This window comes from Baaleninema simplex PCC 7105 (assembly GCF_000332355.1).
GTDB classification, from domain to species: domain Bacteria; phylum Cyanobacteriota; class Cyanobacteriia; order Cyanobacteriales; family Geitlerinemataceae; genus Baaleninema; species Baaleninema simplex.
Genome location: NZ_KB235958.1, coordinates 2,365,266 through 2,379,787, shown reverse-complemented (window position 1 = coordinate 2,379,787; position 14,522 = coordinate 2,365,266). Strand labels below are relative to the sequence as shown.

The 14,522-nt window shown below is 49.7% G+C and carries 12 protein-coding genes and 1 CRISPR repeat array; of the genes, 11 read left to right on the top strand and 1 reads right to left on the bottom strand.

Annotated elements, in window-relative coordinates; all coding sequences use genetic code 11:
- Position 1: 1 nt before the first annotated feature.
- From GEI7105_RS0112530 to GEI7105_RS36020, 10 genes are all read left to right on the top strand, one after another.
- Entirely contained in the window at positions 2-2,332 is a 2,331-nt protein-coding gene (locus GEI7105_RS0112530; RefSeq protein ID WP_017660803.1) for a CRISPR-associated endonuclease Cas3'', read from the top strand.
- 301 nt (positions 2,333-2,633) lie between these two features.
- Positions 2,634-2,891 (top strand): hypothetical protein, encoded by a 258-nt coding sequence (locus GEI7105_RS0112525; RefSeq protein WP_017660802.1) that lies wholly within the window; start codon positions 2,634-2,636, stop codon positions 2,889-2,891.
- Positions 2,892-2,904: 13 nt separating this feature from the next.
- Entirely contained in the window at positions 2,905-4,410 is a 1,506-nt protein-coding gene (gene cas8a1 / locus GEI7105_RS0112520) for a type I-MYXAN CRISPR-associated Cas8a1/Cmx1 (RefSeq protein ID WP_026097619.1), read from the top strand.
- 26 nt (positions 4,411-4,436) lie between these two features.
- Positions 4,437-4,886 carry an endonuclease domain-containing protein gene (locus GEI7105_RS34860; protein WP_071592009.1) on the top strand — a complete coding sequence of 150 codons (450 nt, stop codon included), beginning with the start codon at positions 4,437-4,439 and terminating at the stop codon, positions 4,884-4,886.
- 101 nt (positions 4,887-4,987) lie between these two features.
- Positions 4,988-5,851: a type I-B CRISPR-associated protein Cas7/Cst2/DevR gene (cas7i, locus tag GEI7105_RS0112510; protein WP_017660799.1), complete on the top strand. Its 864-nt coding sequence runs from the start codon at positions 4,988-4,990 to the stop codon at positions 5,849-5,851.
- Positions 5,851-6,552, top strand: a complete 702-nt coding sequence (gene cas5, locus GEI7105_RS0112505; RefSeq protein WP_017660798.1) for a type I-MYXAN CRISPR-associated protein Cas5/Cmx5/DevS — start codon at positions 5,851-5,853, stop codon at positions 6,550-6,552. Before cas7i ends, cas5 begins: the two co-directional genes overlap by 1 nt.
- Before the next feature lie 5 nt (positions 6,553-6,557).
- Complete coding sequence (locus GEI7105_RS0112500) at positions 6,558-7,100, top strand: Uma2 family endonuclease (RefSeq protein ID WP_017660797.1); 543 nt, start codon at positions 6,558-6,560, stop codon at positions 7,098-7,100.
- A 148-nt stretch (positions 7,101-7,248) separates the two neighbouring features.
- Positions 7,249-8,898, top strand: coding sequence for a type I-MYXAN CRISPR-associated endonuclease Cas4/Cas1 (locus tag GEI7105_RS0112495; protein WP_017660796.1), 1,650 nt, complete (start codon positions 7,249-7,251; stop codon positions 8,896-8,898).
- A gap of 8 nt (positions 8,899-8,906) precedes the next feature.
- On the top strand, positions 8,907-9,203 hold the full coding sequence (gene cas2, locus GEI7105_RS0112490; RefSeq protein WP_017660795.1) for a CRISPR-associated endonuclease Cas2: 297 nt from the start codon (positions 8,907-8,909) through the stop codon (positions 9,201-9,203).
- Between the two features lie 250 nt (positions 9,204-9,453).
- A CRISPR array of direct repeats spans positions 9,454-12,150; the repeat unit is 36 nt; unit sequence GTGAATTTCCTTCGATCGCCGTTAGGCGTTGAGCAC.
- Positions 12,151-12,243: 93 nt separating this feature from the next.
- Complete coding sequence (locus GEI7105_RS36020; RefSeq protein WP_083862447.1) at positions 12,244-12,999, top strand: 3'-5' exonuclease; 756 nt, start codon at positions 12,244-12,246, stop codon at positions 12,997-12,999.
- Between the two features lie 159 nt (positions 13,000-13,158).
- Here the strand turns inward: GEI7105_RS36020 and GEI7105_RS30260 are convergent, their stop codons facing one another.
- A complete protein-coding gene (locus tag GEI7105_RS30260) occupies positions 13,159-13,587 on the bottom strand; it encodes a type II toxin-antitoxin system RelE/ParE family toxin (RefSeq protein ID WP_083862371.1) in 429 nt (142 codons plus the stop codon).
- A gap of 301 nt (positions 13,588-13,888) precedes the next feature.
- On the opposite strand from GEI7105_RS30260, the gene GEI7105_RS30255 reads away from it, so the two are divergent.
- Positions 13,889-14,522 (top strand): transposase (locus GEI7105_RS30255; protein WP_017660792.1); only part of this gene is annotated, 634 nt, incomplete at its 3' end.

The window sequence follows — 14,522 nt, the reverse complement described above, 5'->3', positions numbered from 1 at the left end:
AATGAAGTCCGAACTGAAGCCCGATCGCTTGCTTGCGAAATCTTTTGAAAAAGAATGGAAAGGCTCTTGCAGCCTTGTCGGTCATACGGCTGATGTTGTCAACGCCGTAACGCTGCTTATAGACATTCTAGGCGCTCGAATCCTCGAGCAATTCAACCTTGAATGCAGCCTCGACGAGTTGAGGGAAACCGCACGATTGGCGGCTTATTTCCACGATTGGGGAAAAGCCAACAATCACTTTCAGGGGGTTGTCCGCAAGGATATACCTAAAGCGAAACCCAAACGCAATCCCAAAGTCAATCCCCAGCTAGTGCGCCACGAAATTTTCTCCATGTTTCTGGTTTGGGAATTTAGAGAATGGTTGCAGCAAGCCGATGGCGATTTTATGACGGCTCTGGCAGTGGCCGGAGGACATCATCTCAAATTAGGGGGAAAAGGAGGTGCGAAAACCAACGATCTCGGCGAAATTCGTTGGGGCTGTGGTGACGATCGCATCGCGTTTTACTTCAACCACCCTGACTTTAGGAATTTATTGAAATTTGGGGTACGTCAAATTGGCTGTCCGGCACAACTCAAGCTGTCCCGAAAGCCCACCTTGGAATGGTCGCTTTCTCGCCTGAAAGTGCAACAGGCAGAAATTTTACGAGATGGCTTTTTTAACTGGGAACCTGCTCCCGTGTTAACGGCGTTGCTGAAAGCTTTACTCGTGGCGGGAGATTCGATCGGTTCGGCGAGTGCTGATGGGGATATCGATCTCGATAAATGGGTTAGAGATGCCTTGCATTGCACTTTAACTGAAGACGATCTCGATCGCGTGATTCGATCGCGTTTGAAGGGTAATGACCTACGAAAGTTTCAACGTGACCTTGGTAACATTACAGAACGAGTCGGATTGGCTCGAGCCGGATGCGGTACGGGAAAAACTGTTGGGGCTTACCACTGGGCAAAACGCCACGCCGTCGGACGCAAATTATTTTTCTGCTACCCCACTACAGGAACCAGTACAGAAGGGTTTCTTGACTACGTGCAGGACGAGTTGAAGTCGGTTTTGAGTCACTCGCGAGCCGATGTGGACTTGGAATTGGCGAGAACTGGTGAAGAAGAAGAAGTCGGGAACGGAACCATAAACGAAGCAGCAATGAAATTGCGATCGTTCAAAGAATACGCCGCTCAAGCCACGGTTTGCACGGTCGATACTGTTTTGGGGTTAATGCAATGCCATCGCCGTCCAATGTACACCTTTCCGGCGATCGCCAATGCCGCCTTTGTCTTCGACGAAGTTCACTGCTATGACAATCGGCTTTTTGGGGCGTTGTTGCGGTTTCTCGAAACCGTGAAAGCTCCAGTATTACTGATGTCTGCATCGTTTTTACCGTCTCAGTTAGAGGCGATTCAGCAAGCGGTGGGAGAACCGCCGAACGTCGTCGAAGGACCCGAAGAGTTGGAAGCCCAACCCCGATATCGATTTCAGTATGCAGACGAACCGAACTGGGAACGAGTGGAAGCCGAACTGACGGCGGGGGGTAAAGTTCTGTGGGTTTGCAACCAAGTCAATACGGCGGTTGAAGTCTATGAAGAGGCGCAGCGACGGGGATTAAAGGCACTGCTGTATCACAGTCGCTTTCGCTACGAAGATCGAGTTCGACATCATCGAGACGTGGTAGGTGCGTTTAAGCCCAACCTTTTCAAAATGAAGATGTTTGTGCAGCTCGTTCCAAGCTGTCCTCTACGGGACGAACGAGACGTAACCCATTTCATTGCAACCTTGTTTGGATGCTTTTCTCCTGTTTTAGCGATCGCCACCCAGGTCGCAGAGATGTCGCTCGATTTGTCCGCCACCCTACTCGTGTCGCAAATTGCCGACCCTGCGGGTTTGATTCAGCGATTGGGGCGGTTGAATCGCCGCTATTGCGGTCGTCCCCTGGATGCCCTGTTTTATGCCGATGCCAAACGTTTTCCTTACGGTAAATTTCAACGCGATCGAGGTCAGGCAATGGTTCGGGCATTTTCAGGCGATGTCAGTCAAGCCGATCTTGCCAACTGGCTCGAACAACAGGAAAGTCCCCTAAAACCTGAATGTGATTCAGTCTGGCTCGATGGAGAGTGGCGAACCTATCCCGGCCACTTACGACAGGAAGGCGTTACCGTAACAGCTTTACTCGAACAAGACCGAGAGCAGTTCCAACGGGATAAAAGCCGACTCAATCTCTATACCGTTCCGCTGGTAGCACCGAGCAAGCAAGTAAGCCAATGGGAACGGTTTAAGGGCTATCCCATCGCACCCTCAGCAGAATGGCAGTACTGTTCGACGAAAGGAGCCTATCCAGCATGACGAGATGTCTTAATATGCTAAGTGAGCGGAGTGAATTTCCTTCGATCGCCGTTAGGCGTTGGACACTGACTCCTGTTACCTGGAGTGACCGCTCCGATTTGGGTCTGTCGATCGTCGATCGCCAAAAGGCGCTAGTTTGCAAAACGCACTGGCTACAGTGGTCGGTGCGTTTTATTTCATGTAGCTGCTGTACACTGGAGTAAAACATTCTAAATGTGACTACTGTAACCTAAAATTTGACATTTCCTTGCGCTCCTGCTAGGGTAGCGATCGATATTTCCCACGCCACGAGGAAACGAACATGAGCGATCGACAGTTGACCCTTCTCGATAGCGTCGCCAGCGAACTTACAGAGTTGCGGAGTACAGCTTCGCGGAAACCACTTCCTCTCGATACATCCACCGTTACCAAGCGCTTGAGTGTTTCACCGAGTACCTTGAATAGCTACAAACGCCGAGGGGAACGATATCAAAAGGAGCTTGAGGGTGGAACTGTCACCGTTGAGTACGCTTACACTCGCCAACGACGGGACTATTGGAGAGTGTATTTTGAACAATAAGGACTAGCCCTTCATGCCCAAATTAACTCTTTCAATTTTTGACCCAAACACGCTGCTACCGCATCGAGCTGGAATAGCTGGATTAGCCTTAGCTTTAGACGCACTATCTCCCGACGATGCACCGTTGAGTTGGCAAGTTACCGAGGATGAAGTTCGGTTGTCTTGGGAAGGGAGCGATCGCGAGGCTATAACTTGGTTAGTTCGCAGTACCTACCAACTCGAAAACGGCTATCTCAACGTTCCCGCCCTCAAACTCGATTCACAAGGTCGCTATACCTTTACCCAGGGCGTTACCTCAACGTTACTTCAACATAGCCAACAGCGATCGCTGGCCAAAACGACCCGCCCACTTCGGTTTCTCATCGAAGACGGACAACCAGAAATTACCCTGGAGTTTCGCTCCGTACTTGACTGTTACTACACCCGCGATCTCAAAGAAGCATTTACCAGCAAGGGGAAATTGAAATCAGCCATTCCCCTGAAAGGTCATCACCTCCCTGGCTTAGTCGAATGCTTCATCAACGGACCTTATAAAGAATCTCCATCTAGTTTTGTCGCCTTACTGTTTTTGCCCCTAGCTTGTGGCTACTACAAACTACCCGGGCCGGGATTGCGTTCTGCTCTTGCCATTCCAGAAGTAACCAATCTCAAGGAATGGGTGATGTTACGACGAAATCTCTCAGGACAACCTTACGAACAATTCCGAGCCACAGGTTCGGGAGAAGCGGGTTTGCGGTTTTTACTAGAGGACAAAGTTGACGATAAGTCCCAGCAAATGGGGGTCCAGTACTGTGAAGTCTATCAACTGGGCAAGCAAACTTGGGATGGAAACCAACCTTATCTCAAACAAGCCGTTTATCGCATTCGTGCCAAACCCGAAATGTTAGAACTTTATCAGACGGCACGGGCTTTCTTTCCATCTAGAGTTCAAGTTGCCGATACTGAAACGAAACGGACATGGTTGGCAACATCAAAGGTTTTAGCTTGGCTGGCTGAAAACTTAATTTTAGGCCGTCCTTGGTACTGCGGATTTTTTGAATTCCAGAAATCCGAGAATATCTACAAATCAGATCGCGAAGGATTAATCAAAATGACAGATCGTTTGACTGAAGACGAAAAAGTTGTATTTAATGCCGTAAAAGGTGCATTTAGCAATTTACTACGGGAAGAAATTTTGTTAACTCAAGACCAAGGAAGGACATTTGATGTAGAATCTTACGCAAAAACAAAAAAGAAGGCGATTTATCGGTTGCAGCGTCATAATACAAAGCAACAATTTTCTTCAGCACTTGTCGATTTCTTGTGTCGCTTTCAAAGTGGTGCAGCAACTGGGAAAGGAATCGAAATTGCCCGTTGGATTCACAGCGATGACAACTGGCGTCAAGCTCGGGATTTAGCATTACTGGCGATCGCAACTTACAAGAAGAAGTCTCAAGATTCTTCCGAGAAATCTGAATTCGGAGACACAGCTAGTGAAGCGGAATCAGATTCGGAAGGTTTGGAGATGAATCTCGATTAAAGTCACGTTTTTTTACAAACAGCATCATGAAAAAAACATCCAAACGAATTCGAGGTACGACACCAGAAATCGAGCAGTCTGCCAAGCAACTTAGGAAGCAGATGACACCTGCTGAATCTCGTTTATGGCAGGCTTTAAGAAACCGAAAACTACATGGCCTTCGATTTCGTCGTCAGCATCCGGTGGGTCGATTTATCCTTGATTTTTACTGTCCCGCCTGCAAGCTTGGTATTGAGCTTGATGGTGAAATCCATGCCGAACGAGTGGAATACGATACAGCCAGAACGAAAGAAATGGAAAATTACGGATATCGAGTTATTCGGTTTTCCAATCACCAAGTTTTAAGTGATTTAGATGGAGTTCTTGGTGTTATTTATCAAGCCGCCAGTACTGTGGAGTTGCCCTCATCCCCTAACCCCTTCTCCCAACGGTGGGAGAAGGGGAATCGGAAAGGGAAGCGGAAACAGGAGAGTTAAATCCTTTCCCAACACTATCTTTCTTCTCTAACTCCCCTCTCCCAATATTGGGAGAGGGGCAGGGGGAGAGGGCAAACCTCATAATTTTTAAGGAGTTTTCCATGTCAATTCATCTTTTTGCAACCATCGTTACCCCCACGGCTGTCGCTGCTAACAATCGCGGAGAAGGTGACGGAAGCACACTTGCCACCCTACAAACAATTACGCGGGGAAACGACCAATATACAACGGTGAGCGCAGATGCCATTCGTTGGGCGCTTCGGGAATATTTTCAACATCACTATCCCGATGAAATCAATCGCACCTTCGATCCCGATCTCGACCAGTACACTTTCAAAGACGAAAAGTGTAGCGCCGAAAAATTCATTGACGACGATCTTTTTGGCTACATGGATGCCAAAAAAGATAAAGACAACAAGAATGCAACCGTTAAACGGCGGGGCGCTTTAGAAGTCTGCCGCGCTGTCAGTCTCGATCCATACTGGGGTGATGTTGCTTTTGGCTCGAAAGGCGGTGAAAAAGGTAAAACTTCAATTCACCAAACTCAAATGCACTTGACCGCCTATCAATACACGATCGCTCTGACTCCCGAGCATCTAAAAAATCCAGAACGTGCTTCGTTTTTGCTCGATGCACTGGTTGGAATTCGCCATGTGGGAGGCAACCATTCCCGTTTCTTGTTTGAATTTCGTCCCGAATCCATTATTCTTCGTGTCACTTCCGATCCGAGTCCCTGGATTATGGGCTGCTTCAAGCGCATGGGTGAAGATGTCGGTTGTTCCGAGCTGGAGCGGTTGATTCAGGCGCAAGACGTGCCAGCCAATGAGTTGTTTGTTGGTGGCAAAATTGCCAAAACGCCTTACGGTAAAAACTTAGAAGGGCTTGGCGTTCAAGTTTTTGATGGCGTGAAGCAAGCAAAAGAGATGGCTAAAGAGCAGTTGAGTCAGGCGGGGGTTTTAGCCTAATGGAAAACTGTCTCTATCTGGATTGTCCCTGTACGAGCTTTCCGAGGAGCTTTGCACGAGATTACAAGGAAACCTACCGCTATCCCCCCCCTTCAACGGTGTACGGCTTGCTCTTGTCCCTTGTGGGCGAGCAAGACTTGAACGCTCATCTCGGAGTTAAGTTAGCCATCGGTGTTCTGGGTGATGACGTACCGATTTCGCGTATCCTTCGCAAACAGCGCCATCATAAGTTCAGCAAGCAGCATCACGGTGTTTACAGCACGGCGAAGTTTTCCAAGCCGAACTTTCAAGAGATCTTGACAGATATGCAACTGGCGATTCGCATAAGTTCAGAGGAGGAAAGTGCGCCAGTGACGTTGAGCGATCGCGTAGCAACTGCTCTGTCAACTCCTGAAACAATCGCTCGTTTTGGTGGGCTGAGCCTTGGAGAATCCTGGGCGATGGTGAACGGTATTCGGTACTTTCGAGAAGTTCGAGAAGCAGACCGAGAAAAATATGCTTCGGTACGCTGGTTGGTGAAAGACGATCGCGGTTTAATTGGACTGCCAGTGTGGATCGATCGCAAAACGACACGAGGAACGTTTCAGCGTTTCTCGGTTCGAGAGGCGGGTGCTGAGTTTGTCGATCGATCTTGGGTTTCGATTCAGGGAAATGCTGCCAGTTCGCAATCTTCTAAAAAACGTCGTTCTCGTCGTCGATAAAAGCTGTGATTACAACAACGCCTCACCTAACCCTCGAAGACTTCCTAGCATTGCCCCAGGACGATATCGCCTACGAACTGGTTAACGGACGCGCGATTCCAAAAATGTCGCCGAAATTTCGCCATTCTCGCACTCAAAAAAAACTCCTGTTTTTACTGGAAGCTTGGGCGATCGATCACGGTTTCGTTCAACCGGAGTGGGCGGTGACGCTGAAGCGAAACGAGACCGATTGGGTTCCAGTTCCCGATCTGTTGTACGTTTCCTTCGATCGCCTTTCGGCAGACTGGGACGAAGATGCTCCTTGCCCCGTCGCCCCGGAGTTAGCCGTTGAAATCGTATCTCCCGGTCAATCTTTCGGAGCGATCGCCGAAAAAGCGACGGCGTATCTGGCGGCTGGCGTGTTGCGGGTGTGGGTGGTCGATCCGCGCGATCGCAGTCTAACGGTTTTTGCCACTGATGCCATGCCGAAAGTTTATCGCGACGAGGAAACGATCGCGGATTCGCAATTTCCAGAACTTTCGTTGAAAACTGAAGAGATTTTTCAGTAACAATCTAGACGCCATCGATAACCAAGCCCCGACCTCTTGAAAAGGTCGGGGTTCAATTTTTTCAAAATTCACAAAACCTCTGAAGTCCTATTGCAGACTTACTTTCTTATGATAAGACTAACACTTCAAGTAACACTCAATCAAACTCATGAACGCGCAAATCACTGTCGAAACCCTGCGAGTTTGTGCGCTACACGCGCTTGCCTATTGTCCGCGACTTTTCTATCTCGAAGAAGTCGAAGAACTGTATACCCAAAATCAATCGGTCTTTGAAGGTCGTCGGCTTCACGCAGAACTCGATCGCACTGAAGACGGAGAGTGGGAAGACTTGTTTCTCACCGACGAAACCCTCGGATTGCGCGGTCGTGTCGATGCCTTGCGGACGCGGGACGGACACCTGATTCCCTACGAGCATAAAAAAGGACGCTCTCATCGCGATGCCCAAAAACAGCCCCAAGCCTGGGAGAGCGATCGCCTGCAAATTTTAGCCTACTGCTGTCTTCTCGAAACCGTTGCCCAACACCCGATTCGAGAAGGCCGCATCCGCTACCACGGCGATAACGCCCTCGTGAAAGTACCCTTCGACGAAAACGGTCGCGCCGAGGTCAAAGCAGCAGTCGAACTGGCCCGAACCCTACGAGAGTCTCCAGAACGGCCGCCGATCGCAGAAAACGAACGACTCTGTCAAAACTGCTCCCTCGCGATCGTTTGCTTGCCCGAAGAAACGCGATTTTTCCAAGACGCGACTCATCCTCCCTCCCGTCTGTTTCCCAAAGACGACGATCGCCAAATCGTCCATGTCCTCGAACCGGGAACCCGCGTCGGACGAACTGGGGAACAACTGAAAATCACGCGGCGCGATCGATCCGTGGAAACCCTGGCCGTGCGGCAAACGAGCCAAGTGGTCTTGCACAGCTTTTCCCAGATTTCCACCCAGGCGCTGCACCTGTGCGCCAGTCAAGACATCGGCGTGCATTGGATATCTGGTGGGGGGCGCTATGTGGGCAGTTTCGACGGACGGCGGGGCAGCGTTCAGCGTCGTTGTCAGCAGTACGCCGCACTGTCTCAACCCGATATGTGTTTGAACTTAGCTCGCCGTCTGGTGGCTTGTCGCGGACGGGGACAGCGTCAGTTTTTGATGCGATGCCAGCGTAATCTCAACGGCACGCGGGACGCGATCTCCGCTTCGGTCAAACAAATGAAGCTATTGCTCAAACAAGTAGAAGAGGCGCGATCGTTAGCGCAGTTGTTGGGACTCGAGGGGAACTTGGCAGCCTTGTATTTTCAAGGACTTGCTCGGACAATCTCCTCGAAAGCTTCGCCCGAGTTACAGTTTGACGGACGCAACCGCCGGCCGCCGAAAGACCGCTTTAACACACTGCTCGGCTTTGGGTACGGTCTGCTGTTGAAAGACGTGATGAATGCCATTCTTGCCGTGGGGTTGGAACCTGCCCTGGGGTTTTATCACCAGCCGCGCACCCAAGCGCCGCCGCTGGCGTTAGATTTGATGGAAATTTTTCGGGTGTCTTTGGTAGACATGACGGTTTTGGCGTCGGTCAATCGCGGCCAGTGGGACGTAACAGCGGATTTCGACCCACGCGGCAATGGTGTTTGGCTCAGCGATCGCGGTCGCCGGAAGTTTGTAGAACTCTACGAACGCCGAAAAGGGGAAAGTTGGAAGCATCCGGTTTTGGGGTATTCACTGACTTATCGTCGTTTGTTGGAGTTGGAGGTGCGGCTTTTGGAAAAGGAATGGTTGGGGGAAGGCGATGGCTTTGCTCGGTTGGTGGTTCGTTAGAGGGGGAAATGATGGCCGAACTCCATCACTGGTATATGATTGCGTATGACATTCGTTCTCCGAAACGCTGGCGCAAGGTGTATAAGTTGTTGCAAGGATATGGGACGCGCTTGCAGTATTCGATTTTTCGCTGTTGGTTGAGTCCTCGGGAGCGTGAGAAGTTGCGTTGGCAGCTCGAATCGATTTTGGAGCCAGAGGACGATCTGTTATTGGTTCGCCTGTCGCGGCAGTGCGTTCGCAATTTGCCACAGTACAATCGTCCTGATGCTTGGTCGACGGACGAGTTGCCTTATCGCTTACTCTAGTTGACAGGGATCGGTCGATGTTTCGAGTTCGAGTTGGGTCAGAAGGCGGAAATTTGAGGTAGGACGGGGAGTTGAGGGCACGGAAAAATCTTCGAGATGCTTGTCAAATCTTGAAAGTCTTATGAGGCAAGGGTTTGCGAGTTTATGAAATTTGAGTTGACTTGGGGTTTTTCTACAATCTGCTTCCGAGACAACGTTCTTTGTAAAATGGACTGGGGGACTATGGCCCTTAAAGGTTTCCCAAACCGCTGTGAATTTCCTTCGATCGCCGTTAGGCGTTGAGCACAAAGAATGGGTATTTCAGCCATTGCTTATTGACTCGTGAATTTCCTTCGATCGCCGTTAGGCGTTGAGCACGACTTTAACCATGCTTGGTGAAAATGGTATTTATGGTGAATTTCCTTCGATCGCCGTTAGGCGTTGAGCACAGCGAAATCCTCAAAACTTTCAGGCAACGATTTGAAGAGTGAATTTCCTTCGATCGCCGTTAGGCGTTGAGCACTGTCCGCTGGGTGTCCAGTGCGATCGCATCCAAGAGTGAATTTCCTTCGATCGCCGTTAGGCGTTGAGCACGAGGTCGATTCCTTTATCCTCACACCATTTAGTCAGGGTGAATTTCCTTCGATCGCCGTTAGGCGTTGAGCACAGAAATGCAGTCGCTCGGATCGTCGCTCGGGCGCAAGGTGAATTTCCTTCGATCGCCGTTAGGCGTTGAGCACGTAGGCAACGCGCCCGACGATCGCCTTCACCGATCGCTGTGAATTTCCTTCGATCGCCGTTAGGCGTTGAGCACCTAACCGAACAAGCAGAAGAAGCAAGGGTGGCTCGTGAATTTCCTTCGATCGCCGTTAGGCGTTGAGCACGGGTTGAGGTCTACCCCTACAAAGGGTTTCGGATAAGTGAATTTCCTTCGATCGCCGTTAGGCGTTGAGCACGGGACGTGGGCGGCGGCTATCGCGATGTCGCCATGTGAATTTCCTTCGATCGCCGTTAGGCGTTGAGCACTCAAGTCATGCTACACAAATAAGAACACGGGGGTGTGAATTTCCTTCGATCGCCGTTAGGCGTTGAGCACAAACTTCACGCCAAATATCGCCAATATCTGGGGAAGTGAATTTCCTTCGATCGCCGTTAGGCGTTGAGCACCAGTAATGCCAAAGCTCCCATTACTTGAATGGATCGGGGTGAATTTCCTTCGATCGCCGTTAGGCGTTGAGCACCCCGTAAAAATTCGAGAAACAATAAGCGTATAACAAGTGAATTTCCTTCGATCGCCGTTAGGCGTTGAGCACAGGTCGGCATCACCTTTTTTGTGCTTAATGTCTCTGTGAATTTCCTTCGATCGCCGTTAGGCGTTGAGCACGACTCCAAGGGGCAGGCGGCGACGCTGTTTCGCAAGGTGAATTTCCTTCGATCGCCGTTAGGCGTTGAGCACTGGGGAGCTTGGGAGGGAACGAGATTCGACGTGGGGTGAATTTCCTTCGATCGCCGTTAGGCGTTGAGCACTTCCGCTCCGTCGTCCCCATGTTGTCGGCGAGGTTGTGTGAATTTCCTTCGATCGCCGTTAGGCGTTGAGCACACTACTCCGTTGGCTGACTTCATCAATACCTGGAAGTGAATTTCCTTCGATCGCCGTTAGGCGTTGAGCACATTTGTAGCTCTTCCGGGGTGATAACGCAGACTTTACAGTGAATTTCCTTCGATCGCCGTTAGGCGTTGAGCACTATCTGTGTCTATAATACAAAAAAAGAAAAAATAGGTGAATTTCCTTCGATCGCCGTTAGGCGTTGAGCACTGAAAACTGTATATTATTATTATACAATTTTCACAGTGAATTTCCTTCGATCGCCGTTAGGCGTTGAGCACTAAATAGTAAATGCCACACTTACGTCTACTAAGTGTGAATTTCCTTCGATCGCCGTTAGGCGTTGAGCACAGAGTGGACTAGAGTTTGTTGCTCGTCCATCTTCGAGTGAATTTCCTTCGATCGCCGTTAGGCGTTGAGCACTGCGAACTCGGCGAGCGTATGGCGGTGGGGTTGGCAGTGTGAATTTCCTTCGATCGCCGTTAGGCGTTGAGCACGGTGTTCGTCGAGCGATCGCAGAACTCTCTAACAGGTGAATTTCCTTCGATCGCCGTTAGGCGTTGAGCACCGACATCGATGTTTGGTACGAGAGCGAGAATATTTGTGAATTTCCTTCGATCGCCGTTAGGCGTTGAGCACATGCAGATGGTGGCGTTGGCGCGGCGGGGATTGTTGCGTGAATTTCCTTCGATCGCCGTTAGGCGTTGAGCACAGAAACATCCAAAAACGGTGTGAGTATCGCGTTCCTAGTGAATTTCCTTCGATCGCCGTTAGGCGTTGAGCACATGAATCGGCTAAAGTCATCGTTGTTGTTCAGAAGGTGAATTTCCTTCGATCGCCGTTAGGCGTTGAGCACTTCATCTATGGAGCGCCGTGGGGATTAACGACAGATAGTGAATTTCCTTCGATCGCCGTTAGGCGTTGAGCACAGGCTCGAGAGACGTTGATTTTCTTCTCATTCTCAGTGAATTTCCTTCGATCGCCGTTAGGCGTTGAGCACCGGACGGGCGGATTTACGCGCTCGTCGAGTCGCAGGTGAATTTCCTTCGATCGCCGTTAGGCGTTGAGCACGATTCTTTTATGCCAATGTTGTTTGCTCCTCTAGTTGTGAATTTCCTTCGATCGCCGTTAGGCGTTGAGCACAAGACTTAATTAGGGATTATCAAGCTGATTTAGCAAGTGAATTTCCTTCGATCGCCGTTAGGCGTTGAGCACTATGCAATGCAAGAAATCAATTCTTGGGGCACGCGAAAGTGAATTTCCTTCGATCGCCGTTAGGCGTTGAGCACCTTCCCATACCCAGCCGAGAGGAAATTATTGCCGCCTGTGAATTTCCTTCGATCGCCGTTAGGCGTTGAACACTCGATCGAAAGTACGTTCCAAAACTTTGTCAACACTCAGCAAATTCCCTATAAAGTTGTATTTCCTTTCCCTGCGCTCGTATCTTTCGAGACCATGCTTCCAACGACGCTTCTCATTCTCGACCTGGAAACGACTGGAACCGACCCTAACACCGATCGTGTTATCGAACTTGGGGCTATCCTCTACTCCATTACTCACCGCTGCGTCTTACAACAACTTTCGACCCTGTTCTCCGTTTCGAGCAACGCTGCCGAATCAATCAATCGTATCCCCACCGCTGCGGCACAGTCTGTCATCCGTACTGAATCCCAAGCTGTTCTCTTCCAATTTCAACATTGGCTCGATCGCACCGATTACGTCGTCGCCCACAACGCTCAGTTCGATCGCCAGTGGTTCGGACGAGGAATCTTACCATCAATTACCAAACCCTGGCTCTGCACTTATGACGATTTTCGCTGGCCCGAAAACGACAAACCGAGAAATCTCGTCCAAACGGCACTCAATCACGGCATTGGCGTCAGCCACGCACACCGCGCCCTGACCGACTGTCAGTTGATTGCAGCATTGTTCGATCGCGTGGCCGACTTTGAAGCGGTGTTGGCAGATGCGATCGCGCGATCGCAGGAACCGTTCGTCTATGCGAGCGCTAAAGTCTCTTACGAACGACGAGACGAAGCCAAATCGCGAGGATTTCGGTGGAACGAGTACCTTAAGAAGCAATGGGTCAAACGCATCCGTCGCAGCGACCTCGCGCTCGAGCAGCCGGACTATCCGTTCGAGATTGCGATCGTTCATAACCTTGAAATGCCTACACCGAAAGGTCGTTTAGTGTCACGAGGGCGAAGTTAGATCCAAACTAAGGTTATGAATTTTCAACATCAGACCGCCTTGGCTTTGATTGCGATTGCTGGCGACGGATTTCTTCTAACATCCTCGCGGCTTCTTGCTTAGCTCGAAGTTGAGCCTTGAGAGACATTTGGCCTCTCAAGACCTCGAAGGATTTCGCCATCAACTTGTTCCTTTCAATTGGTTCAGATGAGATTGATACTCTTGTTCAGCAATACAAATGTTTTTCTTGTACCAGCGCTTGTCTCCTGTTTTATTACCACCCACCAGTAGGATAGCAGTCCGATTCGGATCGAAGGCATACAAAATTCGATAGGGATGACCTTGACTGCTGCGAAGACGCAATTCGCGCAGGTGTTTGAATTTCTTACAACCTTCGACTTTTGAGCTGTGAGGATAAGGTAAGGTGACACCGAGTTTCTCCAGCAATTCGACAACCGCAGCAACTTTCACCTGGTCGTCTTCACTCAACTGAGTCCACCATGCCTCAAACGTTTCCGTGTATTGGACGGAACACTGGGTCGTATTACCTTGAGTAGAAAGCTTTTGGCTATCTGCGTGTTGGCGCTGCTTCTTGACTTGTGTAACCATTGACTGCCCTCTTACTGACCTACAGACACACGAATCCTGTGAGAATCCGACGTTGTCTGAAATCAGAGCAGTGCAAAGTTACCACATAGCGGCAAGACACCTGTAGCTCAATAAGACTAATCTAGCGAAGATAATTTAAAGTGTCAAGAGAATTCTAAAAATTGATGGGAAATTTAGAAGAACGGTAACGTTTTCTCCTGAGAGGGTGACAAGGTAGACGGAAGCCAGACGGGACAATTGTTTGAGAGAATAGAGGAGTCCCAAAAAAGAGGGTGGCGTTTGCGGCCACCCCAACAAAAAAATGCTACCGACATTCTACCAAGATTTTCTGCGCATCCATCTCAATGAGAAGCAAATTGGGATCTTAAAGTGGCTGGTCTGGATACTGCAAATGCATCGGCAAGTCAAATTATCGACGTTAGCGCAGTTCTTTCCTCAACCGATAAAATACGACAGTCGCGTCACCAGCTTGCAACGATTTCTGAAGTTGCCTCAGTTGAGTGCCAAGTTGTTATGGTTTCCCCTTATCAAGAGGTGGCTGAAAGCTGAATATCGCGGCAACCACCTCAATCGGGAACAGCGACGAGCGCGTCCTCAACTCACCTTAAAGTCTCGAAAATATTTGGTGGTCGTCCTTGACCGAACTCAATGGAGAGACCGGAATTTGTTCATGGTGTCTCTAATTTGGGGGACTCATGCTTTACCGGTCTATTGGGAGTTATTACCCCAATTAGGCAGCAGTTCCTTGAGGCAACAGCAAAAAATATTAGCGCCGGTATTGAAGCTATTAAAACCTTATCCAGTGGTGGTAGTAGGCGACCGAGAATTTCAGAGTGCTAAACTGGCAGACTGGCTCAGGAAGCGAGGTGCGGACGCTGTATTGCGACAGAAGAAAAGTACCTATGTGGCGGATGCCAAGACTCGATGCGGGTCTT